16 protein-coding genes are annotated in these 24,652 nt (G+C 33.4%); all 16 read right to left on the reverse strand.

Going from position 1 to position 24,652, the window contains the following annotated elements; genetic code table 11:
- Nucleotides 1-2: 2 nt before the first annotated feature.
- The 16 genes from cyoE to AC8GF4_RS07560 all read right to left on the reverse strand — a co-directional run bounded on the left by cyoE (nt 3) and on the right by AC8GF4_RS07560 (nt 24,624).
- The gene (cyoE, locus tag AC8GF4_RS07485; protein WP_506593626.1) at nt 3-905 is read right to left on the reverse strand and encodes a heme o synthase; all 903 of its coding nucleotides are present in this window, start codon (nt 903-905) and stop codon (nt 3-5) included.
- A 148-nt stretch (nt 906-1,053) separates the two neighbouring features.
- Nucleotides 1,054-3,168, reverse strand: a complete 2,115-nt coding sequence (gene remB, locus AC8GF4_RS07490) for a gliding motility outer membrane protein RemB (RefSeq protein WP_506593627.1) — start codon at nt 3,166-3,168, stop codon at nt 1,054-1,056.
- Nucleotides 3,169-3,185: 17 nt separating this feature from the next.
- On the reverse strand, nt 3,186-3,929 hold the full coding sequence (deoC, locus tag AC8GF4_RS07495; RefSeq protein ID WP_506593628.1) for a deoxyribose-phosphate aldolase: 744 nt from the start codon (nt 3,927-3,929) through the stop codon (nt 3,186-3,188).
- Between the two features lie 102 nt (nt 3,930-4,031).
- Nucleotides 4,032-4,424, reverse strand: coding sequence for a VanZ family protein (locus AC8GF4_RS07500; RefSeq protein ID WP_506593629.1), 393 nt, complete (start codon nt 4,422-4,424; stop codon nt 4,032-4,034).
- Nucleotides 4,417-4,797, reverse strand: coding sequence for a glycine cleavage system protein GcvH (gene gcvH / locus AC8GF4_RS07505; RefSeq protein WP_506593630.1), 381 nt, complete (start codon nt 4,795-4,797; stop codon nt 4,417-4,419). The genes AC8GF4_RS07500 and gcvH overlap by 8 nt, the downstream gene beginning before the upstream one ends.
- An 82-nt stretch (nt 4,798-4,879) precedes the next feature.
- The gene (sov, locus tag AC8GF4_RS07510) at nt 4,880-12,049 is read right to left on the reverse strand and encodes a T9SS outer membrane translocon Sov/SprA (protein WP_506593631.1); all 7,170 of its coding nucleotides are present in this window, start codon (nt 12,047-12,049) and stop codon (nt 4,880-4,882) included.
- Nucleotides 12,050-12,073: 24 nt separating this feature from the next.
- The gene (ruvA, locus tag AC8GF4_RS07515) at nt 12,074-12,655 is read right to left on the reverse strand and encodes a Holliday junction branch migration protein RuvA (RefSeq protein ID WP_506593632.1); all 582 of its coding nucleotides are present in this window, start codon (nt 12,653-12,655) and stop codon (nt 12,074-12,076) included.
- Nucleotides 12,656-12,801: 146 nt separating this feature from the next.
- Nucleotides 12,802-15,084, reverse strand: a complete 2,283-nt coding sequence (locus tag AC8GF4_RS07520; RefSeq protein ID WP_506593633.1) for an NADP-dependent malic enzyme — start codon at nt 15,082-15,084, stop codon at nt 12,802-12,804.
- Nucleotides 15,085-15,243: 159 nt separating this feature from the next.
- The gene (locus AC8GF4_RS07525; RefSeq protein WP_506593634.1) at nt 15,244-15,669 is read right to left on the reverse strand and encodes a CBS domain-containing protein; all 426 of its coding nucleotides are present in this window, start codon (nt 15,667-15,669) and stop codon (nt 15,244-15,246) included.
- Between the two features lie 68 nt (nt 15,670-15,737).
- On the reverse strand, nt 15,738-17,609 hold the full coding sequence (locus tag AC8GF4_RS07530) for a trehalase family glycosidase (RefSeq protein ID WP_506593635.1): 1,872 nt from the start codon (nt 17,607-17,609) through the stop codon (nt 15,738-15,740).
- A complete protein-coding gene (locus AC8GF4_RS07535; protein WP_506593636.1) occupies nt 17,593-18,819 on the reverse strand; it encodes an MFS transporter in 1,227 nt (408 codons plus the stop codon). Before AC8GF4_RS07535 ends, AC8GF4_RS07530 begins: the two co-directional genes overlap by 17 nt.
- A 20-nt stretch (nt 18,820-18,839) precedes the next feature.
- The gene (locus AC8GF4_RS07540) at nt 18,840-19,778 is read right to left on the reverse strand and encodes a carbohydrate kinase family protein (RefSeq protein WP_506593637.1); all 939 of its coding nucleotides are present in this window, start codon (nt 19,776-19,778) and stop codon (nt 18,840-18,842) included.
- Nucleotide 19,779: 1 nt separating this feature from the next.
- Entirely contained in the window at nt 19,780-20,955 is a 1,176-nt protein-coding gene (locus AC8GF4_RS07545; protein ID WP_506593638.1) for a glucosidase family protein, read from the reverse strand.
- Nucleotides 20,948-22,258 (reverse strand): MFS transporter, encoded by a 1,311-nt coding sequence (locus tag AC8GF4_RS07550; RefSeq protein WP_506593639.1) that lies wholly within the window; start codon nt 22,256-22,258, stop codon nt 20,948-20,950. The genes AC8GF4_RS07545 and AC8GF4_RS07550 overlap by 8 nt, the downstream gene beginning before the upstream one ends.
- 120 nt (nt 22,259-22,378) lie before the next feature.
- On the reverse strand, nt 22,379-23,296 hold the full coding sequence (locus AC8GF4_RS07555; protein WP_506593640.1) for a GyrI-like domain-containing protein: 918 nt from the start codon (nt 23,294-23,296) through the stop codon (nt 22,379-22,381).
- Between the two features lie 2 nt (nt 23,297-23,298).
- The gene (locus AC8GF4_RS07560) at nt 23,299-24,624 is read right to left on the reverse strand and encodes a vanadium-dependent haloperoxidase (RefSeq protein WP_506593641.1); all 1,326 of its coding nucleotides are present in this window, start codon (nt 24,622-24,624) and stop codon (nt 23,299-23,301) included.
- Nucleotides 24,625-24,652: the final 28 nt, after the last annotated feature.

A 24,652-nucleotide genomic window follows, 5' to 3' on the forward strand; every position in this document is an offset into this window, starting at 1 on the left:
AATTATCTTAAAAATTTATCCAATATAAAAACTAATTGCAAAAGTGTAATATAAGATACACTTACTAACATTAATGTTCTTGCTGATTTTGATGAACGTATTTTATACAACTTTACGGCATAAAACAACATCCAAAGTCCTAATAGAAACACCAAAACTGCTGCTAAAGGAGTCAAAAATAAACGTCCTGTAAATCCTAATGCAGGCAAAAGAGACGCAATCATCAACCAAACAGTGTATAATATAATTTGTAGCGATGTTCCTTTATCTTTCTTACCTGTTGGCAACATAAAGAATCCTGCTTTTTCATAATCTTCATACAAAAACCAACCAATGGCCCAAAAATGAGGAAATTGCCAAAAAAATTGTATCAAAAACAAAGTCCCTGCCTCAATCCCAAACTCTCCAGTTGCAGCAACCCAACCCAGCATAAAAGGAATTGCACCAGGAAAAGCGCCAACAAATACGGATAAAGAAGTGACTGTTTTAAGAGGCGTATAAATACTTGTATATAAAAATATTGAGATAGCACCAAACATTGCCGATTTTGGATTAATAGAATACAGCAATGTAACACCTATAATAGTAAGAACACTTGCTACAATCAATGCAATTCGAGGAGACATTCTTCCGGATGGAACAGGACGATTTTTTGTTCGATCCATTAATAGATCTAAATCTTTTTCGATTACTTGATTAAAAGCATTGGAAGCTCCTACCATACAATATCCACCAATAGCTAGTTTTAACAAAACCATCCAGCTAAAAGGATGAGAATCATCGAAACCAAGAACATAGCCTGCAATTGATGAAAAAACAACACTGATAGCTAAACCTGCTTTAGTAATTGCCTTAAAATCAATATAAATAGACTTGAAAGAATAAGAATTTTGTATTGTACTCAATGAAGAAATTGTTTTGTTTTTTTTAAAATATTGTGCAAAGATACAAATTAGATTCAAAAATTTTCAATGAAATTAGGGAATGAAATATTAGTTTTTTATTTAATCAGTTATTACAGCATAATAAAAAAACTTACCAAATTTTACAAAATTAATAATCCAAATAAAAATTAAATACATCGGATCTAAAACCAAGAGTAAACCAAGTAGTTTGCTCTTTAAATACTACTGCAGTATTGGTTGTAGGATCAAAATTTCTATATAGAAAATTACCAAAAAACTTTAAATTGGTAGCGGGATTAACTAAATAACCTACTTGAATATCCGAAATAAAAACACTTGTTTTATTTCCTTGCCCAACATTTACGCCAGTATCAGCATATCTATCTACATCATAATCTCTATAAATATTTCCTCCGTAATTTGATTTAGCCCCCGTACTTGCAAAATCAAAACCACGAGTTCCAATAGTAAACTTAGTGTTAGCATAAAAACGATCTTTATGATAATACCCTAAAAACACCAATTCCTGGAAATTTCCTCCCCATTGATGCCCTAAACTTTGATTATTATGAGCGTAATTGGTTATTGGATCACTATGCGAATACACATAAGGGCGAACATGATTAAATTCCAATTGCAACAATAGATTATCAACCTTGAATGCATTAAAATATTTGACACCCATTTGATAACCCAGTTTATTTTTCCAACTCTTATTTCCTCCAAAAATATCACTTGTAGAAAACTCATCAATTAATAATTGACCATATAGATTGACTTGATTATTCCATTTGTATTTATAAGTCAATCCTAAAACTGCATTTCCGCTTTTGGAAGAGGAAGAAAATTCGACAGCACGATAAAAAACAATAGGATTTATAAAATTCGCATCAAATCCTCTTCCGTTGGTATTTGTCCAAACAACAGACTCAAAGAAGCCTAAATTCAATCTGTTGGACACATTCCAACTTAAGTAATGATTGACCATATACTTAGACGCATACGTTTTTTCTAAAGTAACTTCGGGACGGACATCTTTTAGCCACATATAATCAACAGTATACTTTATTTTCCAAAAATTGGCGTCAATTTTAAAATAAGGATAAGGACTTGCACCATCACTTAAAAACAACGAACGGTAACCGTCGCCGATAAAATTTTTGCCATAACCCAATTGCAAATTCAAGTATTTAGCAGCATTAAAAGTAATAGCAGCATCTGCCATTGGAAAATCAAAAGAATCCGAATTATATTCTTTTGCAATACCTACACCAGGAACGATAGCAGGATTTCCTCCTGATGGCTTGATTGATCTTGAATAATCATTATAATAATCGGCAAACCGTCCTTGACTTTCGTAAAAAGTAGTGGTAAAATTCAAACGAGGTCCAAGCCCACCTTTAAAATTTAATGCTCTAGTATTTACATAAGTATAATCCGTTTTACTAGGATTTGACATACCTCCTTGTACATTAAACAAAAAATTCAAAGCAAACCAATACCCTTCTCCCTGAATTTCGGCTAGGTTTTCATTTGACACTTTTCTTCCCCACCAACCTGATTTGTTTTTCATCAAACTGGCGTTTACTTTTTGAAAATTATAATATTTTTCTACCTCAGTAAATGTATATGGTTTTGAAGCTGTATGATTATTACTTCCAATTTGATTCATTTGAGCATCAAATTGAGCGTAATAACTATGCGAAAAAGGGATGTTCAAATGGCTTGTAAATTGAGGAGTGTCAAATCGTTTGTACACAATACTATCTAACTCTGTTAATCCTTCATTAACATTAATATTTTCTTTTTTTGCTTTTGCAGTCGCCGCTATTTCCTCTGGAGACAAAAGCGGTATTGCAAAACTTAAATTGAATTTGGAATAGGTTGGCATTCCATTATAAGTAGGTGGAAAAATTTTTGGTAAACTATTAAAAACTCTATTTGTTTCAGCTATTAGATCTTCATTATTTGAATTGACGATTATAATTTTAAATTTTCCAGTGGCATCTACTTCAAAAAGAACCTTAACAATTCCTGTATACTGGTTTTGCTGTAATTTTTCAGGAACTTTAAAATTATGATAAACTAATTGTTGCACTTCGTTATAAAAACAAACTTCCAAATCTTGTTCCTGTAAATTTGCACAACTTGAAAAAACAGGAAAACGTTCATCAGAAGATTTAAATTGTTTGGGAATCGGAGTTTGAGCATTGACAAGCAAACCACAAAAAAAAGTAAAAAAAGTAAGGAAATATTTCATCATTTAAATTTGATTTGAAATCAATATTGAGAAGAAGATTCTTCTCCATTTGCTATCGCTTTGGCCCCTGAAGTGCCAATTCGTTTTACTCCAAGATTTACCATCTCTACTGCTTCATTATAGGTTCTGACCCCTCCAGCAGCTTTAACAGGAAGAGGACATGCATTTTCTAGCATTATTTTAATTGAAGGAATTGTAGCTCCATTGGGACGGTTGTTTTCAGTAATATAAAAACCCGTTGATGATTTTACAAAAACAGAATTAAAATTTTCTTCTTTAAAGTTTGTTACAATTACGTTTTTTATCAATGCACTTAATTGAGCAATCTGTAAATCATTTAGTGCTGCCACTTCTATGATCCATTTCACCACTTTATTATTATCTAATCCCAGTTGTGTACCTTTTAGTATTTCTTCTTTAACTAAAGCAATACCTCCAGATTTAAAAGCATTATAATTGCATACAAAATCCAGTTCATCTGCGCCATTTTGAACACATTGAGTTGCTTCCTCCAATTTATTCTCTACAGTAGAAATACCATCTGGAAAGTCAATTACTGTTCCGATCAAAACTTTTGAATTGGTAGCTGTAATCATTTTCTTTGCCAAAGCTACTCTATCTGGACGAATCATTATCAATTTAAAATCTTCATCAATTGCTTCTTGAATGAATTTACTAGCGACTTCTTCATTCTCTTTTTCACTCAAACCAGCTTGAATATTGGTTTTTAAATAGGTAGAATCCAAATAATTTTTAATGTCCATCTTTAAAATTTAAGAAGTTATAGTGCAACAAAATTACATCATTCAATTGATATGACCGTAGGTATGCTACTATGAAAATAGAAAAACCCACCGAAGTGGGTCTTATTTTTTTAAAACTGAATTTAATATATTGAATTTAATACAAATTAAAACTGTAAAAACAGCTAATGTTGCTCCAGTAGTATTGGCTACAATGTCCAAAATATCAGCATGTCTGGTAGACGTAATTTGTTGTTGCAATATTTCTATTGCTATTCCAAAAACAAAAGAAAACACAAAAGAATACATCAATGGTTTGACTGTATTATCCCTTCTAAACTGTTTTCGAAAAAACAAAAACCAAACAAAAGTAAACACAAAATGAAAAAAAGTATGTATGAACTTGTCCAGATTTGGTATGTTTATGGTTGGAATTTCATTTGAATTAACTAAACAAAAATAACTCACAATTCCAGTCCATAATAAAGCAACAAAAAACAATAAAAATTTAGGCACCTATTAATTCTTTATATGCTTCATCTGAAAGTAATTCTTCTACTTCAGCAGGATTTGATATTTTAATTTTAATCATCCATCCAGCGCCATAAGGATCTGAGTTTACACTTTCTGGAGTACTTTCTAAAGCATCATTGAAAGCGATAATTTCACCCGACAAAGGAAGAAACAAATCGGAAACTGTTTTTACAGCTTCAACTGTCCCAAAAACTTCATCTTTATCCAAAGTTTGATCCAATGTTTCTACTTCAACATATACAATATCTCCTAATTCTTTTTGCGCAAAATGAGTAATTCCCACTGTAGCAACATCGCCTTCAAGACTTACCCATTCGTGATCTTTAGTGTACTTTAAATTTGCTGGTATGCTCATAAATATTATATTTGAAATTATTAATTATTTTTTTTGCAAATGTAACAATCTTAAACACATTTCCCCTTTAGATTTTCAAAAATTAATTTCCAAAAGTATAACGGAATGTAAATCCTGAACTAATGTTAGTTAATGGAAAAGAAGTCGAAATTACGGGTTTAGAAAAAGAATGATTGTAATAAAAGATTATAGTTAAATTTTTACTTAGTGAATAATCCGAAGTTACATTTAACGTCCAAATATTTTGACCTCCTCCCAATTGATTGTTATTATAATCTAAATAACGAACAATGGTTTGATTGTCTCTTAATGTCAAATCGGCTTTGATGTTAATGTCACTTTTTATTACTCCAGTAGGATTATCAGCAAGTCTAGAAGAAAAAGTTACATCTTTAATACGATATCCTAAACCTATAACATATTCAATACCGTGAACCTCTGTCAATAAATTATTGTCAAAACTCATTGACAAAGCTCTATCCTTGTTAATTTGAGTCAAAACTTTTATGGAGTTTTTTAACTCAAAATCAAATTTTACTAATGGGTTAAATTGTTCGACCAAAGTAACATTTGACATTATGGTAGGATTGTAAAAATTACCACTATCATCAAGACCTTTTGGATTCTCATTGTATTTAAAATTCGATCTAAAAGAATTTACGGTATAAGAAGCTCTGTAATTTTGTTGCAAAGAAAAACGTTTAAAGTTCTTCTTAAAAAAACCATAACGCATTAACCCTGTGTATTTAATGGCCCAATTGGGCAAAGGAAAACTTTTAAAAATATCAAAAGAAACGCTTTTGGCACTTGTCCCCGAATATGCAGCTAAAAAAGCAGGCAATAAAACAGCCTGATTAGAACTAGAATATCCTTTTGGAAACCCTTTCGAATCAAGATTGATCGGATTAGTAATATCAATTCCATTTTCGGTAGCCAATCTGTTTGCAATGACCAATCTATTGTCTCGAAACTTATCAAAGGCGGTAGAACTAACTTCATTACTTGTAGAAAAAGAAGTCCCTATCAAAATAGTTGAAACAGAAAATATACCAAAACTATATGGAGATCTTGGATTGTAAGTACCATCTGAACTCACATCATATTGTTCTGAAAAGTTTTCAGAATAAGAACGGTCGCCCAATAAATCAATTTTTAAATCAGGTGTTAACTCCAAATTGGCAGAACCTTTAAAAATTTGATTTTTTACGGTAGTGAAATTTTGGCTAAATTCTTGAAAAGTGGTTAGCCATCCGTTTTTGGCTGCTTCATATCTCACATCACTTTGACTTCCAAAAACAAAACCTAAAGTTGGTTTGGAAGAACCAAAAAACCCAACACTTGGAATATATCCCGGCAAAACAGTCCCTCTATTTTCGATAAAACTCAAATTGACACTCTTTAAACTTGTCAGCACTCCTTTCAAACCATCCACAAACAAGTTTTGATTAATCTTTTTTAAGACATCCGTTTTTACAACTTTTTCCCCTGGCTTGGGTGCAACTGTTGCTTTTGGTTTTGCATTGGCGGAACTTTTGGAAATACCGATATATTTATACAAGGTTTCCATATTAAAAGTAGTACTGAAATTTGTAGATTTGGCATTTTGAACCGTATTCCCTAAATTATAAAACTGACCATTTTTTTCAACTTTACCAAAAGCTTCTGAAGCTTGCTGCCAACTATAATCACCTGTATAGGAATAATTTGCTTTGATAAATCCCAGAGCAGGAATTTTGTTCAATGGAATTTCATAGTTCAAAACAAACTGTTGCATGTGGAAATTTGAAGTACCCACATCAAAATAACGATCCCAAATAGTTACATCATCAATCGGAACGTCATCCTCATCTAAATAACTTTTTACTAAGTTTCTAGATGCAGCTGTATAATTAATTCTTAATGATTTTGTCAAATTAAAAACAAAACCATATTGATAATTAAAACCATAATTCCTTCTGAATAATGGTTCAAATCCGATCCCGATATCTTCTATTTGTCTAAATTGTTGTTCATTATTTTGTCTAATTACATCGGTATTAAAAGTAATGTTTGAAGGCAAATAATTGAAATTAAGATCGCTTAAAAACTTCCAATAGCTGCTTTTTTTCATAAACTTAGTTTTTTGAAAAGGTTCAATTGGCTTTGGCTTGAAAGCAAAAGCGTAATCTACTGTTGTTCTTGATTGCTGATCCAAATTTTCAACAATTTCAAAATCGTGACGCTGTACTTCATTATAATATTGAGAAAAAGTAAAATTTTCAACATCATAAGGCATTGGTTTTTTCTCTGCAAGTCTTTCTTTTCGAACCCCAATCAAATTAATACTTTTACGTTTTGTATAATCTATTGCTTGGTTCAATTTGGTTTTTCTTTCTGCTTCAGTATCGGCATCGTCCAAAACTTGTTTCAGTTTTATATCTTCATAAAAAGGATCATATTCTGGTTTTATAATTTCTTCACCAATAGAGTAATTAAAAGGCACATTTACTCCCCATTTTTTTGGCAAAAACTTACCCAAATTAATATTAGTCACCACATTATATTGTTGAATATCTTCTCGGCTTCTTTCATTTGGACCTTGTTCTATGGTACCAAATCCAAAATTCTTTATATTTCCTGAAAAGGATACTGTTGCTAAGTCTGCAAAATTGGTATCCACATTCAAAAGTGCAGCCATACCTCCTTTATTGTCCATATCGGCCAATCGGAGTTCATTAAACCAAACTTCCCCTTTTATATCTTTCCGTTCATTGCTTTTCACACCTAACATTATATTTCGAATCAAACCTAAATTGGGATTTCCCTTGATTCCTAAACGCAATTTACTACTACCATCACCACCGATTTGAGTTGGATCATCATCTGAATAATAAATACCATCTGCAGGCAAAGTTGATTTATCAATTTTCAAAGATTTCAACTTTAATTGTGTTAATAATTCCAAAGACAAATCAACTTCATTTTCAGAAGGCCAAACCAAATCTGGACTTAAAGGAGGGCAGTCTTTTCCGGATGAAGAAGAGGGAAGAGTTACTTTTAAAGGAATTTCAACTTGATAAAAATCTGTAGAGTAATCGGCACCAAAACGTAAAAAAGCGACCATTTGATTGTCTTCTAAAGCTATTTCATCTGGCAAGGATTCCGCGTGCAAAAACATTTTAAGTTTGTTGTATTGACGCATGTCAATATTAAAATTCTTGAAAGCACCACGTCCATCCAAATATTCTAATCCATTTCCTGAAACCCTCATTGACAAGGATTGTTCATCTTGATTGATAACAGTATTATTATTATACAATTGTTCTCGAACAACACTTGGAGGACTCACATAATTTACGGGGCATCTCTTGGAATTTTCTTCAATATTTACAGAAGTAGTTTCAAAAACAGTACCATCATCATTAGGATTAACATCCCCAATTTCCAATGACTGTGTATAACGTCTCCATTCTCCTCTAATTAAATCCAAAGCTCCAAAACGTAAGGTAACTTGATCTGTAAATTTGGTCAAAAACATTCTCATAAAACGGATAGATCTAAAGTCTGTAATTTCACCAATGGTATTTTCTGGTAAAGAAACAGGGATTTTAAACTGAATCCATCTTGCATCGGTTGAACTACCATTGGCCAAAGTAACCACAGTGTTTCGAACATCCGAAATGTAGTTTTGACCAACTTGCATATTGGGTTTCATATCAATGCTGTATTCGTAATACGCATTGATTGTATTCATAGTATTATCTCTATTAACATCCTCTACATCTGGAACCGTTGAAGAGCCTCTATTGGGAGAATCAATATTAACATTTGAATTCCCATCGACACCGTTGTAATTTTTATAACGATTTAATATATTACCAGTTGTATTTAAATAATATTTATAATCATCTCCTGCAGGATCGGGTTCTGAGGCATAATTGGTATAAAAAGTTCCTTCGCCACTAGAAGGGAGCCCGTCTAAACCAACATCCTGATTGACACGATTGCCTGCGTTATTGTCAAATGCATAAATTAAGGATTGAGACGCTGGTGCATTTCCCCAAACTGTTGGTGGCTTTACTAAAATCTGATCTGGCCCTAAACCATTTTCGTAAACTTTTCGACCATCTTTCAAAACATCTTCAGATATTTCACCAAGATTAAAATAAACCTTACCCGTATTTGATTGTGGAATTTTACCTTCTCCCACATATGGATCCATAACCCAAAACTGTATATATTCTACGTTACTTTGTTCAAAATTGGTAGAACTTAATGACCTTACTATACCTCCAAAATTATCCTGAGGAGCATCACTGGCAGTAGCCGAATTATTATAAGGTCCACGATCTTTGGGGTAAAAACTCATATCCAAAGTATTAACAACGAGAGATTGCCCTTGAACAATATCAGTCAAAGGGTATAATTCTTCACTATAAACTCTCCTTGTTGAATTCAAAGACAAATCATCATTTGAAATTCCTGAAGGTTTTGAAGTATAAAAAACAGGATCAATAGAATACCAAGATAATTTTGCTCTTTTAAAACCGTAATCCAAACCTTGTAAATTACCATTAAAATTATAAGTACTAGCGGGATTATTTTCTGGTGTAGAAGATAAGGTCCAAGCAAATGGAGAACGCAAATCAATTGAGGATTGCGAACTTTCAAAATCATCAACATAACTGGTGGATTCCCCTTGAAATTGATCACCTTTGGATGCATTGGGCATTAAATAAGCAAACTCACCTGTTACCGCAATAGTAGAAGGAACATCTGTATCAATATTAGGTAATTTATTGACCAAACGAGTAAAAAAGGGCACTTGAGAAGAATAGTTACCGTGTAATCCAAAAATACTATTATTCACAGATTCCTGTCCATAACTGGATTTTTGAGTAAATGGTTTTTCTTTCATATTCAAGAAAGTAGCTCCAACCATGAAATTTTCTGAAATTAAATGATCCACATTTACCCCAAAAAACCTTCTAGTCTGCTGCCCAAACACCGAATTATTTTCTAATGAAATTTCGATTGGAGTATTAGATGCTTGCAACGATGGATCCAATATTTGTACCCTACCCAATTGATAGTTGACACTGTAATCAATTCCTTCAACCAAAATCCTTCCAGCAGCTGTTACTTTTACAGACCCCAAAGGAACGTTAAAAGCCCCAATAGATATTCCGTCACCACCAACAGATTTAAACTTTCCTCTTAAAAGAAATTTGTTTACTTCTGGATTTTGAATGGCTCCAGCTTGAGTTATGCGGTACATATAGGGGTTTACATATTTTTTTTGGTTTTCATTATAGGTAGTTACATCATCATAACTTCGAGGAGAGTTTGGATCATCTAACTTTTTAAACAGCAATTCACCAAAAGGTTCTTTACTCGTAAAAATAATTCTACCATTTTGAGTATCTACAGTTAATCCCGGAATAAAATCAAAAAAGCCATCACCTCCTACTTGAGGGTCATTATTATAGTTTAACTTATCCACATTTAGTACTTTCAACAAAGTGGTGTTTTCTATAGTATTATCAGCTGTTGGATTAGAGGGAAAAGGCACAGGATTTCCTGCTGCATTTGTAGCTGGTGTGATATAATTTAAGGCAGAAGGATTTTTGTATAAAATATTCAACCTAAAATCTTCTTTTATCAATTGATACGCACCTTGAATTTGATAAATATTTTTCATCATCAAATTCCAAACCGGATTTGACACATTTGTCAAACTACTTTTCAACATTTTTAAAACTAAAGTCTGAGAAATAACAGTTTGATTTGAAGGTTGGTTTCCTCCTACCACAGTAGCTTCAACTCCATCATTCCCGAACTCCCCTACTTGATACACTTTATCACCTATAGAATACTCGTATGCCACAGCCAAAATCTCATCATTTGCTAATCGTTGTTGCAAAGAGATATACCCCAATTGCGTATTAAAAGTATATTCGTTTGGCAATAGCTTTCGTGCATTCTCTAATTTTGAATAATCTTGACCTTCTTTAACCGAGATAGCAGCAGAAAAACCAGAACTTGCTGTTACAATTTCTCGAATGTTTTGATTTAAATATCCTGAACCAGTATTATCCTTAATTAAAGCAGGATTATAAAGATTATTGGAGTTGTCTGTTGGAGAATCTATAGGTTTTACAAACATCCCAATTGAAGGATTCAAAACTACTACTTTGTTGTCAGGCAAACCCGTTATTTGTGCTTCCCCCAAATCTTGAAGCGCAATAATGTTCCTTAAGTTATTACTAGTGGTATTTACTCTGTTTTGTTTGTTGGTGACCCAAATTTCAAGCCTTGTTATTTGCACTCTGGAATCAATAAAAGGATAGTTTTTTAATGAAGCATCGTATTTGTCTCTAAAATATTGTGACAAGAAGAAGTGTCTGTCGTTGTCATAATCCAAACCGTACATTTCATACTCCTGTATTGTTCCTCCACCTTGCGCAATTACGCTTTTTGCTTGTGATTTTTGCTCAGAAAACACTCCTGTTACTGTAGTTTTACCAAACTGCAATTCGGTTTTTACACCAAATAAACTTTGAGCTCCTTGAATCAAAGTACTATTTAAGGGCATACTTACATTCCCTACTTCAATTTTCCGAACAATATCATCATCAGCTGGTGTATATTCCAGTTTTAATAAATTTTGAAAAGCAAAAGTAGACTGTGTATCAAAATTGGCGTTTACCTGAAGTCTAGTCCCTACTTTTCCAAGTAAACTCATGCTAATTCTTTGGTTAAAATCAAAAGCAGTATTGGTTCTATTTCGAGGAGAAAATGAAGGATTATCTTGTTTTGTATACAACATTCCCAAATCAATTTCGATAGATCCTGTGGGCTTCACATCTATGGTATTGCTTCCAAAAATGGATTCAAAAAGTCCTGATTTTATATAATATCGAGGTAATAAATCTTTTTTGGCTGCTTCGCTTCCTTCTTTTTTTCCATCAACAGCATCTAACTTTTTACTAAAATAAGTATTTATTGATTCTTTGAGCATCAATTTTTCATACTCTGCAGGAGTCAAAACAATAGGATAATTGATATTAAAATCTTCTATAGAATTGGTGTAAACATAAGTATCCGTAACTGGATCATAGGTATAGGCAGATAAAATACTTTTAGGATTCGCCATTTGAATCTCACCAACATCATATCCTTTTTTTACAGTATCCTGAACCACTTCTTGTGCTTGAGCCTGTGATAAAATACCACAAAAAAATACCAGCAAAAAAAAATAAATTTTATGCATATCGATTTGGCTTCTAGTCCCCTTTTATAAATTTTTTAAAGCTTTCTTTATTATAGTTTCCACAGTAGCCTCTGGATCTTCTTTGACAATTTTTTCGATGATTTTTTCGGATGTTTTTCGAACAAAACCAAGAACTTCTAGAGCAGATAACGCTTCATCCTTATTTGTATTGCTTTGAGACATTGAAACTTCGTCTAAATCATACAATTTTAACACTTTTTCTTTTAAATCAAGAATAACTCTTTGTGCTGTTTTGCTTCCAATCCCTTTAATGGTTTGTATTGTAACAACATCTCCCGATGCAATTGCATTAATAATTTGTTTTGGATCTAATGACGAGAGCATTGTACGGGCAATGCTTGCGCCTATTCCAGAAACAGACAATAACATTTTAAAAATCTCTCTCTCTGATTTTTCTACAAAACCAAATAAAGTATGCGCATCTTCTTTTATTTGAAGGTGTGTAAATAATTTTATAAAATCAGTTTTTGGCAGTAATGAATAAGTGTGCAACGAAATATTAACATGATACCCCACTCCTCCACAGTCAATTACAACCTCTGTAGGTGTTTTTTCGACCAGTTTCCCTTGTAAATGTGCTATCATAAATAAATTTTATGTTCAAATATAATAAAATTTGAGATTAAAAGGCAAAATGTTTGAGTTTATGAAGGCTGCATTTTGCAAAACCCAACTGCTAACATTTAAAACCTAATAATCTCAAATTATTCAATTACAACTTTTGCTGATTTTTATCCTTTCAGTCTATTACTTTTTTCTTGAGCGTCAATTACTGCAATAGCAGCCATGTTGACCATCTCTTCCACACTAGCCCCTAATTGAAAAATATGAACTGGATTTTTCATCCCCATCATAATTGGACCAATTGAACTCACTTTGTTTAATTCTTTCATCAGTTTATAAGTGATATTGGCGGCTTCCAAATTAGGAAAAATCAAAGTATTCACTTTTTTTCCGGCTAATTTAGAAAAAGGAAACTTAGCCGTTAGCATTTCTGGATTTAAAGCAAAATCGGCTTGTACTTCACCATCAACTATAATATCAGGATGATTTTTATGTAAATATGCAACTGCTTCTTTTACTTTTGATGCGCTTTCATTTACTGATGAACCAAAATTCGAATAAGACACCATTGCAATAACAGGGTCTATCCCAAACATTTTTGCTGCATTGGCTGTCATTACAGCAATTTTTGCCAAATCATCTGCAGTTGGATTTACGTTTATTGCCGTATCCGACAAAAACATAGGACCACGATTGGTCATCATTATATTTGTAGTCGCAACTAAGGATACGTTTGGTGCTTTTCCAATTATTTGTAACATGGGTCTCACTACCGAAGGATAACTTCTGGAATGTCCAGAAACTAGAGCATCCGCTTCACCGGCATTGACCATCATAGCGGCAAAATAATTTCTTTCTCTCATAAACTTTTGTGCGTCATACAAAGAAATTCCATTTCGTTTTCTTGACTCCCACAAGGCATTTGCAAATCGCTCTCTTCTTTCTTCTTCTTCATCCAGTTTTGGATCTATAATTTGAACATCGGCATCAAAACCAAGTTCTGCTTTTAACTCTAATATAATTTCTTTATTTCCTAAAAGTATAGGAAACCCAATACCTTCTTCATAAACAATTTGAGCTGCTTTTAACACGTCCAATTGTTCTGCTTCGGCAAATACAATTCTTTTAGGATCTGTTTTAGCTCTATTAGTAATTAAACGAATCATTTTATTATCATTCCCCAAACGATTCAACAGCTCTTCTTCGTATTTTCCCCAATCAGTAATTGGATTTAATGCCACACCAGAATCCATTGCGGCTTTTGCAACCGCAGGAGCAACTATAGTAATTAGCCTATGATCAAACGGTTTTGGAATAATGTATTCTCTTCCAAAATTCAATTTTGTCGCACCATATGCTATATTCACTTGCTCAGGAACAGACTCTTTGGCCAAAGCGGCAAGCGCTTTTACAGCAGCCATTTTCATAGCTTCATTTATTTTGGTTGCACGTACATCAAGCGCACCTCTAAAAATATAAGGAAATCCAAGAACATTATTTACTTGATTAGGATGGTCTGAACGACCTGTAGCCATAATGACATCTTTACGAGTAGAAATGGCAAGATTGTAAGCAATTTCTGGATCAGGATTGGCCATTGCAAATACAATTGGATCATTTGCCATACCTAATAACATTTGAGGTGTCATAATATCTCCCGTAGACAATCCTAAGAAAATATCTGCCCCTTTTAGTGCATCTTCAAGACTCATTGGTGCAATGTCTTTTGCATATTTTAATTGCAATTCAGACAAAGAAGGATTGTCTTTTGTCAAAAGTCCTTTGCTGTTAAACATCAATATATTTTCTCTTTGTACACCTAATAAAACATACAAATCGGCACAGGCTATTGCAGCAGAACCAGCACCAGAAACAACCATTTTCACATCCTCAGCTTTCTTATTTGCCAATTCCAATGCATTAATTAATGCTGCCGACGAAATGATTGCTGTTCCGTGTTGATCATCGTGCATCACAGGAATATTAAGCTCTTCGACTAATCTACGTTCAATTTCAAAAGATTCTGGCGCCTTAATATCTTCAAGATTAATCCCTCCAAAAGTTGGCGCAATATTTTTAACGGTTTGTATAAATTCTTCTATATCTTTTGTCCCAATTTCGATGTCAAAAACATCAATATCAGCAAAAATTTTAAACAACAAGCCTTTTCCTTCCATTACTGGTTTTGAAGCTTCTGGTCCAATATCTCCAAGACCCAAAACAGCTGTTCCATTTGTGATTACTGCAACTAAATTTCCTTTTGCAGTATATTTATAAACATTGTTAATGTCTTTTGCTATTTCTAAACAAGGCTCTGCAACACCCGGGGAATAGGCCAATGACAAATCTCTTTGGGTTGCATATTTTTTGGTTGGGACTACTTGAATTTTTCCTGGAGTCGGTTTAGCGTGATACAATAACGCTTCTCTTCTTTTACTATTCTTATCCATTTTTTGGTTTTTTCTAGTTTTTTTTTAGAGAACAAAGATAACTCACTTCAACTAAACTAAGGCTTTTAACTTATTTTTTTATTAAAATCTCCTCCAATTTAGTCCAAAAAAAAATAGCTACCGTAGAAGTAGCTATTGAACAAAAACTTTAAGTACTTGTTATTGTGAAATGTATGAATCCAAATGTTTAATGGTTTCTTTTTGAACTTCAATTATAGCTTTTACTACATCTCCAATAGAAACAAGTCCAATTATTACTTCATTTTCTATCACTGGTAAATGTCTAATTCTCTTTTGGCTCATTAATCCCATACAATAATCCAAATTGTCCGAAGGTTTCACAGTTACCACATCACTTTCCATAATTTCACTAACAGGTGTTTCTTTTGAAGACTTATCTTTCAAAACAATTTTTCTAGCATAATCTCTCTCTGATAAAATCCCTTTCAAAACTCCATCTTCAATTACAAGAATGGCACCTATATTTTTTTCTCCCATAACTCTTAAGGCTTCAAAAACGGCAATTGTAGAAACAATGGAATAAACGTCTTTCCCTTTTGTGCTTAATATTTGATTTACAGTCATAACGGTTAATTTTTAGAACGTTAAATTTAGAAAAAAAACACATACAAAATTCAAAATTCAATAATAAATTAACACTTAAATAATTGATCTGGTGGTGTCAATAAATTTAATTCTGACTTTAAAGCACCATCCAAAATTTGTAACCCATATTGATAGGACGCATTTACCCATCCAAAACCTTCTTTCGCGATATAATCAAACTCTGTTCCTACATTGCCGTATTCAGCAAAAACTTTATGAGAACTGGTTTCCAGATCAAACTTTTCGGGAATTGTGCCATTGAATTCTACTGCATTTTTGGTTATTAACCATAGCCATCTGTAGACCATTTCCATGGCTTTTTCATTGTATCCATAATTTAACAAACCTTCCCACAAAAGCATTTGGTGTGGAGCCCAACCAAATGGATAGTCCCATTGTCGCAATGGTGCATTTTCGTCAAAACCTATTAAACTATCTTTAGTACTACCTGTAATTCCACCCATTTTTAAAAATTTAGGTAAAGCAATTTGAACTAATTTTTTTGCTTGATGATCGTTACATAAACCTGCCCAAAGCGGAAAAAATGTTGTTGCTGCCTCAAAAGGAAATTGCTTTTTATTTACAAAATCGTAATCAAAATACATACCTGCTTCCTCGTTCCAACATAATTGATTTATTTTTTCTTTTCGGAAAATCGCTTTTTCTGCCCATTTCTCCGAAGTATATTCAAGATTTCCAACTATAAACGAATTGTCAAAATGTTCCTTTATCAGATTTTCGATGTCTTTTTCATATTTATAGAGAAAACTATTGACATCCACAGCATTCAAATTGGCACACGTATTAATAAAACGATTAGTAGTGTCATGGCCGCTTTCACGCATAGAACGATCGTGTTCAAAATACAAATCCAATTCAGGATCAGAAATGGTTCGAGCTAAGTATTGTTTTTCAAATTCACGAATTGGCAAATTATACTTAACAGAATATGGCTCTAAAACATCATCAAAATGTCCAGGTTCTACTTCAAAAGGCATTCCAACGCCATCTGCTTTGTATCGGTTCAATCCAGTTGGCGTCAATCTATTGCCTTGCACCATCCAAACTGTATTGTATTCCAAAATCACTGTTTCTAGATGACTACGCAACCAATCTTTAGTTACATTTCTATCATTGGCAATTGCAACAAGTAAAGACGAATATAATGGGGGTTGCGTTCTAGTTAAATAATAACTGCGATTCGCATTTAGAATTTTCCCGTAGTGAATAATTTGATATTTAAAGTTTTCTGCAATAGCAATTGCTTTGTCCAATTTTCCATCAATCAGTAAACCAACACCAATAAAATAACTATCCCAGCCATACATTTCATTAAACCTTCCACCAGGTACAACAAATGGCACTCCTTGTAAACTGTATATTTTTTGCTGTAATGCCAATGCCAAAATACCAGGTTTATCATTTAATGTTTCAATAAATTCTACCGAAAAGTCTTTGGGTAGAATTACAACTTCAAAGTTTTTTAATTCTTTTTCTAATTCTTTAAAATACAAAACTCCTTGTTGGTCTTTTTCGGAAACATACAGCGTAGCCATTTCATTTGAAGTTTTTACATCCTCAAGAATTAATTTCAAACCTTTTTTGTCTATGGTACGCGTTAGTTCATCCCAATAATCGTCTTTTATTTTACGAGAAATTCTTTCTACCGGATTTTCTAATATAAAATTTAAATCAACTTCTGCCAATACTTCACCATTTTCTTTGAGCAAAGCCAATTCCTGAAGCAAATTAGACAAGTGGTAGGTTCCTTCAATAATTTGTTTTTGTTTGGTTTTTTCATCTACCAACACAAATATTTTTGGCCCTAAATCATCTTTGGTTATTTTTTTATCATAATCCGTATCTTCTTGAAGCAACAGCGCTTCAAACACTTGGTCGACTTTAAGTAAGAACTTCATTTTTTTTGTTTATTTTGTTAATAAAAAAGAGAACAACAACTAGAATAACCAAAGGAATTAGCGAAAAATAAAACGCTTTACTCCCTCCAATTTTTTGGAATAAATAACCAATAATTACCGATCCGCATGTACCGCCAATAGCTGAGAAAAAAGTAAGCAATCCAGCAACCGCTCCGTGAAATTCTTTTTCGGTAGCACTAATAATGGTTGAATTTACAATAGGATAAATGGGAGCTAAAAACAAACCAATTAAGGGAAAGACAAATCCAATAAGTGGCACTTGAGACAGGGTATCAATTTGAACAATTTCTATTCCAGAAGCCATTGGTAGAACAAAAACAATTAGGCCCGCTGCCGCAAATAAACAAATCGTTAAAAAAAAATACCAATGCATTTTCTTGACAATTACACCCGAAACGAATCGACCAAAAGCAATCGAAAGCATCAATATTACAGCCATTTGACCTGCTAATCGTTCATTGAGATGCAATACTTTCTGATTAAAAGTAGGCAGCCAAGACATGATTCCCTGCTCTGTCATGACATACATAAATGCAAATATAGCAAACAGAATAATCAATGGTCTTTTTAATAAACCCAGCATACCTTTAAAATCTTCTTTAAAAGTTTTTTGATTTTCTACTTTGGGCAAATTGAATTTTGACGTTAAAATAAAAACAAACACCAGTGCTATCAATCCCGCCAAAACCAAGTAAACATTCAGCCAAGCTTTGGGATTGGTTTCACTATAAAACATTGGAAAAATGACATATGCAAAAACAATACCTAACATAAAAACACTCTCGATATAACTCATAAAGGCTTTATGCTGTTTTTCAGTATCAACGACCACACCGATTAAGGCCATTACGGATACTTTTATAATGGCAAAAGAAAAACCGGTACAGGCAAATAACAATATTACACTCCAAAAAGAATCTCCAAAGTACATTATAAAACAACCCAAAAAAACAATCGCCAAACTAATAAGCATTCCTCTTTTATACCCTAATTTTGGCAGTAAAGAACCTATCAGAAAAGCAACAAAAGCAATAGTTAAATCTTTTGCTGGTTCTAACACACTCGCTTGTACTTCTGAAACTCCGTAAATATTTTGCGACTTCTGAATTAACAATCCAACACTATTCAATAGTGCTGCAAAAACAAAATAATTAATAAAAAGAGCTAATTTTAAAGTGGTGTTTTTCATTTAAATAATTTTAAAACGGTTTATAAATCGGCATTTAAATAATCTAACATATCTATCCCAGTTGGCAAGCCACCTATATTTTGAAGTTTCAAAACAGCTAGTTTTTGAGCAATATCAATAGTTTGTTTAAAATCTTTATTTTGCAACTGAGCATACAAAAACCCAGTCCAAAAAGCATCTCCAGCTCCTGTAGTATCTTTTATTTCTATAACTGGCAACGCTTCCTTACGAATTATCCCCGTTTCTCTGTCAGACAACACTACTCCATCACCGCCTTTGGTCAAGCAAACTGTAGAAGCGCCCAAACCATGAAAGTAGTCGAATATAAAATCTTCTGATTTCGCTTCCGCAAAAAGACGGTAGCAGTCGTCTTCACTTAATTTTACAAATGGATTGGTCGACAAATACTCACTGAGAACCTGTTTGGCTTCTTGCCGATTGGGCCAAATTCTCTCCGAAAAATTAATATCAATACTCGTTTTCAAGCCCAAAGCTTTGGCTTTTTTGGCAGAACCTACAATAGTTTCCTGTGCTGGTTTTTTGCTTAAAGCAAAACAAGTAGTATGAAATATTTTTGCACTTTCTAATAAGTCATCGGGTATTTGACTCGATGCAATTTGAAAATCGGCATCGCGATATGGAATAAAATCTGGAGTCCCAGTTGATTTTGAAACCAAAATTATCGAAGTAGAAGCATCCGATAATTGAGCAATTTGCGTAGTAATCACTTTGTTATCCTGAAGTTTTTGAATACTAAAATCTCCCAAACCATCCTTACCAATAGTAGCCACCAAAACCGCTTTCATACCCAATCTTGCCGAATTCGTAGCAACATTGGTAGGCGAACCACCCAGATACCTGTGATAATCCTCGGTTTCCTTTATCGTGGCATTCACCTGATGACCGATACAATCAATCAATAACTCTCCAACACATATAATATCAATAGTTTTTTCCATTTTAAACTAAAAATTTAAAATTAGCATAAATACTTTGGTGCAAAAAAACGGTTGCTGCTGCACTCCAAGCACAAAGAGGAACTCCATTTGGCCCTTTTGTTTCACTATTGAAATTTTCATAAAAGCTAAAATCTTCAACAGCATTTAGTTCATTTATAGCGTTTAGTACTGCTATCGATTCTTCTATTTTTAATTTGTAGAGCAAAGCCAATCCGTAAAACCCATTGACCATAGACCAACTGCCCCCGTTATGAAACTCATTGGGGTAATTCCTAAATTCGTACTTGCAATTGTTTTTAAGAAGATTCCAATCCAAATCGGATTCATAAATAGGAGGCCAAAAAGCTGGTAATAAATGCAAAGGCATATTATTTTTAAGCTCTAAAGAATAGTCTACTATGCAATTTTGAAATTCACTTGATCCTATATTGAGCATCAAAGCCAAAGAATTGGCAAATGCATCAAATTGCGTTTTGTAACCCGCAGGAGAAAAAGAGCAAGGCATGTAATTTTGAAAAATCAATTCCTTATACGCTCTTTCGTGGTATTTGTCTCCAACAGAATGGGGGGTAAAATTACATTCTATTTGAGTTGTTATTTCCTGAATTTTATGAGCAATTGTTTCACTTTCAACAAAATGATTGTAGCTTCTTAAAGCCCAAACTCTTAGTAGTTGATCGTATAACACATAACCATCGGTAATGTACTCATCGGCCCAATTACCTGACAGCGGCACGTACAAAAGACCTTTGTTATTAAATTCCCAGGCTTCCAGTAAAACCAAACATTTCTCTATATTGAGTTTGTATTTATTTATAAAAGAATGGTCATTGATATGAAAAGCATACTGACAAATCCCAATTACAAACCAAGTTACTGCATCGACTCTTCCAGCCAAACCACCATAACTCACTTCAATCTTTGTACCATCTATCATTACATTAGATGGAATAGTACCGTTGTTATGTTGGTGGCTCGCCAATGTTTCTATTGTTTTTCGGAAAGTCAATATCAAATCAGCATCACCAGATGCTAAAGCCGCCAATCCGCAAATCACGCCATCCCTAGCCCAAACTCTTTTGTAGTTTGAAATGTTTTGTGCGCTTGCTAAAAACCCTTCTGAAGAAGAAACTTTCTGAAGTAATTCGATTGCTTTTTTATAGGCTAAATTATTCACTGATTCCTTCTTTTTTGGTTGTGATAAATAAAGTAAAAACAGCACTTAAAACTAATAAAACACCCGCAAATGTTATTGCTAAACGTGGGTCATTATTTAAAAAATGCTTGAGAATATATCCAAAACTAATTGTTTGAATAAACATTGGAATTACAATCATCATATTAATGATTCCCATGTAAACTCCGTATCGTTCTTTTGGAATTTGCGAAACAACCATTAGATATGGAATTCCCATCATACTAGCCCAACCTATTCCAAAACCAGTTATCGCTGGAAATAAAAGGTACTTATTCTCGATATGCGGAAAAAGTAAAAATCCAATTGCCGCTAAAATCAAGCAGGTAAAATGCACCATTTTTGCAGAATATTTTTTGGCAAAATAGACCAAACTAAAAGCAACTAAAAAAGTAACAACATTATACCAGCCATTTACCAGACCTGTCCAACTTACCGCTTCGGCATACAAATTCATGTCTTTTTGAGGAGTGGTATGCCAAACCGAAAGCGCGATACTTTTTGACGAATTTTGCCAATAACAAAAAAGCGCATACCATTGAAACAAATAAACTAAAGCAAGTTGCCACATTACTTTGGGCATATACTTTACTGCTTTTGCAATATCAATAAATGGAGTTAATACATTTAAAGGTTCTGATTTCATTAATTGCAACTCTTCGTCTGAAGGAGGAATTTCTTTAGTTGTATGCGAACTCCACCAAACCGATCCAATAGAGCAAACTGCACCCAGAAAAAAAGATGCAAAAACCCAAGTAGGTAATTTTCCCGTTGATCCAATAAAAATAAGAGGGAAAATAAATAGCGAAACATTGGCTAAGGTTTGTCCAAAACCGGTAAAAAAACTTTGAGCTTGAAACCCTGTTGGCTGTTGTGATTCGTCTAATTTATCAGCAATAAAAGCGCGATAGGGTTCCATTGCTGTATTATTTCCAACATCTAAGATCCAAAGTAAGCCAGCTGCCATCCATAACGAACTGCTAAAAGGATAAAGAAATAAAGCTAAACTACAAATCAATGCTCCTATAAAAAAATAAGGTTTTCGTCTTCCTCCAAATTTTGGCAACCAAGTTTTATCGCTCAAAGCACCAATTATGGGTTGTATCAATAATCCGGTTAAAGGTCCAGCTAGGTTAAGAATTGGTAATTGATCTGGACTTGCTCCTAGAAAATCATAAATTGGATTTACCGCACTTTGCTGCAATCCGAAACTATACTGAATGCCAAAAAATCCAACATTCATATTGATAATTTGCCAAAAACTCATTTTTGCTTTAAAATTCATACCGTGGTTTAGTTAATATTTAATTAAAAGTAATTCTATACAAACAATAAAAACAGAATATAAAACCGAAAACGTTTTCGAAAACACCAAAAACGTTTTCGTAAAGCAAAAAAAGAGTCCTTATTTTTTCTGGAAAGGAATAACAACTTGAGTTTGCCAAGTAAGCTCATCACCGCCATCAAAAGGATTAGCCATAAAATGCTCTAGTGGCTTATTAATTAATTCATAACCATTCTTTTTTGCATAATCCATTAAAGCAAACCAAGAACGGTCTGAAGTTCTCATGTTACCATAATAAGTTGCCTGAAGCCCTTTCATTGAAGGAATAATTTTAAACTTCACATCATTGTCGGCAATCTTTTTAGTGTTTTTGTCAATTGGGAAACAATAATTAAACTCTAGCGTTTCTTTATCCAAATCCCATTTTGTAACCTCAACATAGGGTCTTCCTTTAATTTTAATATTATGAGTATGCAAAAAACCCGTAATTAATCCATCATTCCCAATCATAGTTTGCGCTTTGGTTTGTAAAACACTTTTTAGTGATATGTATGCCACAAACTCTTCTTTTGATGAACCAATTCCATCAATTTTATATTTAAATTTTGAAATATGATCATTTAAACCGTCTTTAAAAGAGGTGATTTTTTTTATTTGACTTACTTTGAAAGAGGTATTCCAAAATGGAGCAGTAACTTTATTGTATAATTCATGCCCCATTTCCTTTATACCTACATTAACTCGTGTCATCGAATCATTTACGGGAACCATCTCCCAAGTATACTCCATTTGAGAATTCCCTTTGGTCATTCGCTGTTTGATAAGATCAAAATTATTTTTAGAGATTGTTTTATAGGTTTCTTTTTCTTTTTCTAACCTTACAACACTCCATTCGTTTATCCCTTGAAAAACAGTACCGGTTGCCGCCTTAACCGTAAATGAAATTGTATAATCATTTTCTTTAACAAACAAATACCAAATTAGAAGACCTGACACTAACAAGGAAAAACCAATTATAAATTTATTTTTTGCCTTCATAATTACTTCGTCATCTTTAATTTAGAAACCACAAAATCACCTACATTTTCACCTTCAACCATGCCGTTTTCAATAGCAGCTCTATAATGAATACCGCCATAAAAACGACTCATGGCCGCTTCCTTTGAAGCCGTTATGAAAGATTTAAAAGATCGGCTAGGCAATCCAAATTGTAACTCCGTATCATCTGTAAACGAGAAATTATCTCCAAAAATAGAAGTCAGCACTGTAGCGGCTACAGTTGACAAAACAGAATGTCCGCTAGTATATTCAGGAAAAGGAGGCGTTTGCAGTAAAGGCTTCCAATTTTCATCAATATTTTGATTAATAACAGTTTCTGGGCGCACTACATTGCTTCTGTATTTCTCATCCCAACAACTGATAAAAGCTTCAAACATACCTATCGATGTTTTGGTATATGCAAAAACAGTTTTGTTAAAATCGGCTTTGTTAATTTTACAGGCAATTTTCGTGATTCCCATCCAATGCGCACCTGGAGAAATTTTCTTTTTGGCAAACATCATGTGTCCTTGACTAACCGAAACATAAGGATTGCAATCCCAAAACTGGGCAATTTTTATTTCTTCTGAGGCATCCCCTTTTTTGGCTAATGATTTACTGATGTCATAAACTTCCTGTACTTGCTTGAAAAAAGGAGAATTTTTATCCAATGAAAAAGGTAATGCCGGTGCTGGTTTAAACTGTGAAGCCGAATCTAAAACCAATGTTCTAATTTCTCTCCAATGAGGCTCTACTGCATCCATGTAAGCGGGCGGAGTAGGCTGCCATCTTCCTGCCTGTTTCGCAAAAACCGAAAACTTAGGCAACGTTCTGGTTTGTTTGTAATTGTCTTTCCCCATCCATTTTTTGATTCGCTCGGCTACTTTTAAACCATATTCCCTTGAAACTTCAAACTCATCGGCGTTCTCGTTTTCCCATTTTTTATACAAACTGTCTCTAAAAACTTCAATCATATCTTCGGAAAAAACCAATTGTTTGCTCACTTCCATATGGGCAATCAAAGCAGCAAGATCTTTATTAACTCCACTTTTTGGGTCTAATGCAGGAATAGAATCCAAACCTTTTAACTGCCCTTGAAGCGAATTATAGGTTGTACTGTTTTGGGCAATTACTTCATAAGCTGCCACATTAGGATACACAAAAATTCTACTCGCAACTGGAGGTGAAAAAATATCGTGAATCATAATTTGAGTAACATTTTCGATTGCCGAGTGGTATTCATCAGTAGTCACCACTATTGATTTTTGCTTCCCACAGGAAAGAAAAAGCAAACAAACTGCTGTTATGGTATAAATATTAGACTTCATATTCTGTAATGTATTTTAAATTTTGAGT

The sequence above is a fragment of the Flavobacterium rarum (SeqCode) genome (assembly GCF_965234445.1).
In the GTDB taxonomy this organism is placed as follows: domain Bacteria; phylum Bacteroidota; class Bacteroidia; order Flavobacteriales; family Flavobacteriaceae; genus Flavobacterium; species Flavobacterium rarum.

Excerpts from the sequence above, each read along its gene's own strand:
- remB (WP_506593627.1), bottom strand. The coding sequence starts at position 3,168 with ATGATGAAATATTTCCTTACTTTTTTTACTTTTTTTTGTGGTTTGCTT.
- deoC (WP_506593628.1), bottom strand. The coding sequence starts at position 3,929 with ATGGACATTAAAAATTATTTGGATTCTACCTATTTAAAAACCAATATT.
- gcvH (WP_506593630.1), bottom strand. The coding sequence starts at position 4,797 with ATGAGCATACCAGCAAATTTAAAGTACACTAAAGATCACGAATGGGTA.
- sov (WP_506593631.1), bottom strand. The coding sequence starts at position 12,049 with ATGCATAAAATTTATTTTTTTTTGCTGGTATTTTTTTGTGGTATTTTA.
- ruvA (WP_506593632.1), bottom strand. The coding sequence starts at position 12,655 with ATGATAGCACATTTACAAGGGAAACTGGTCGAAAAAACACCTACAGAG.
- AC8GF4_RS07520 (WP_506593633.1), bottom strand. The coding sequence starts at position 15,084 with ATGGATAAGAATAGTAAAAGAAGAGAAGCGTTATTGTATCACGCTAAA.
- AC8GF4_RS07525 (WP_506593634.1), bottom strand. The coding sequence starts at position 15,669 with ATGACTGTAAATCAAATATTAAGCACAAAAGGGAAAGACGTTTATTCC.
- AC8GF4_RS07530 (WP_506593635.1), bottom strand. The coding sequence starts at position 17,609 with ATGAAGTTCTTACTTAAAGTCGACCAAGTGTTTGAAGCGCTGTTGCTT.
- AC8GF4_RS07535 (WP_506593636.1), bottom strand. The coding sequence starts at position 18,819 with ATGAAAAACACCACTTTAAAATTAGCTCTTTTTATTAATTATTTTGTT.
- AC8GF4_RS07540 (WP_506593637.1), bottom strand. The coding sequence starts at position 19,778 with ATGGAAAAAACTATTGATATTATATGTGTTGGAGAGTTATTGATTGAT.
- AC8GF4_RS07550 (WP_506593639.1), bottom strand. The coding sequence starts at position 22,258 with ATGAATTTTAAAGCAAAAATGAGTTTTTGGCAAATTATCAATATGAAT.
- AC8GF4_RS07555 (WP_506593640.1), bottom strand. The coding sequence starts at position 23,296 with ATGAAGGCAAAAAATAAATTTATAATTGGTTTTTCCTTGTTAGTGTCA.
- AC8GF4_RS07560 (WP_506593641.1), bottom strand. The coding sequence starts at position 24,624 with ATGAAGTCTAATATTTATACCATAACAGCAGTTTGTTTGCTTTTTCTT.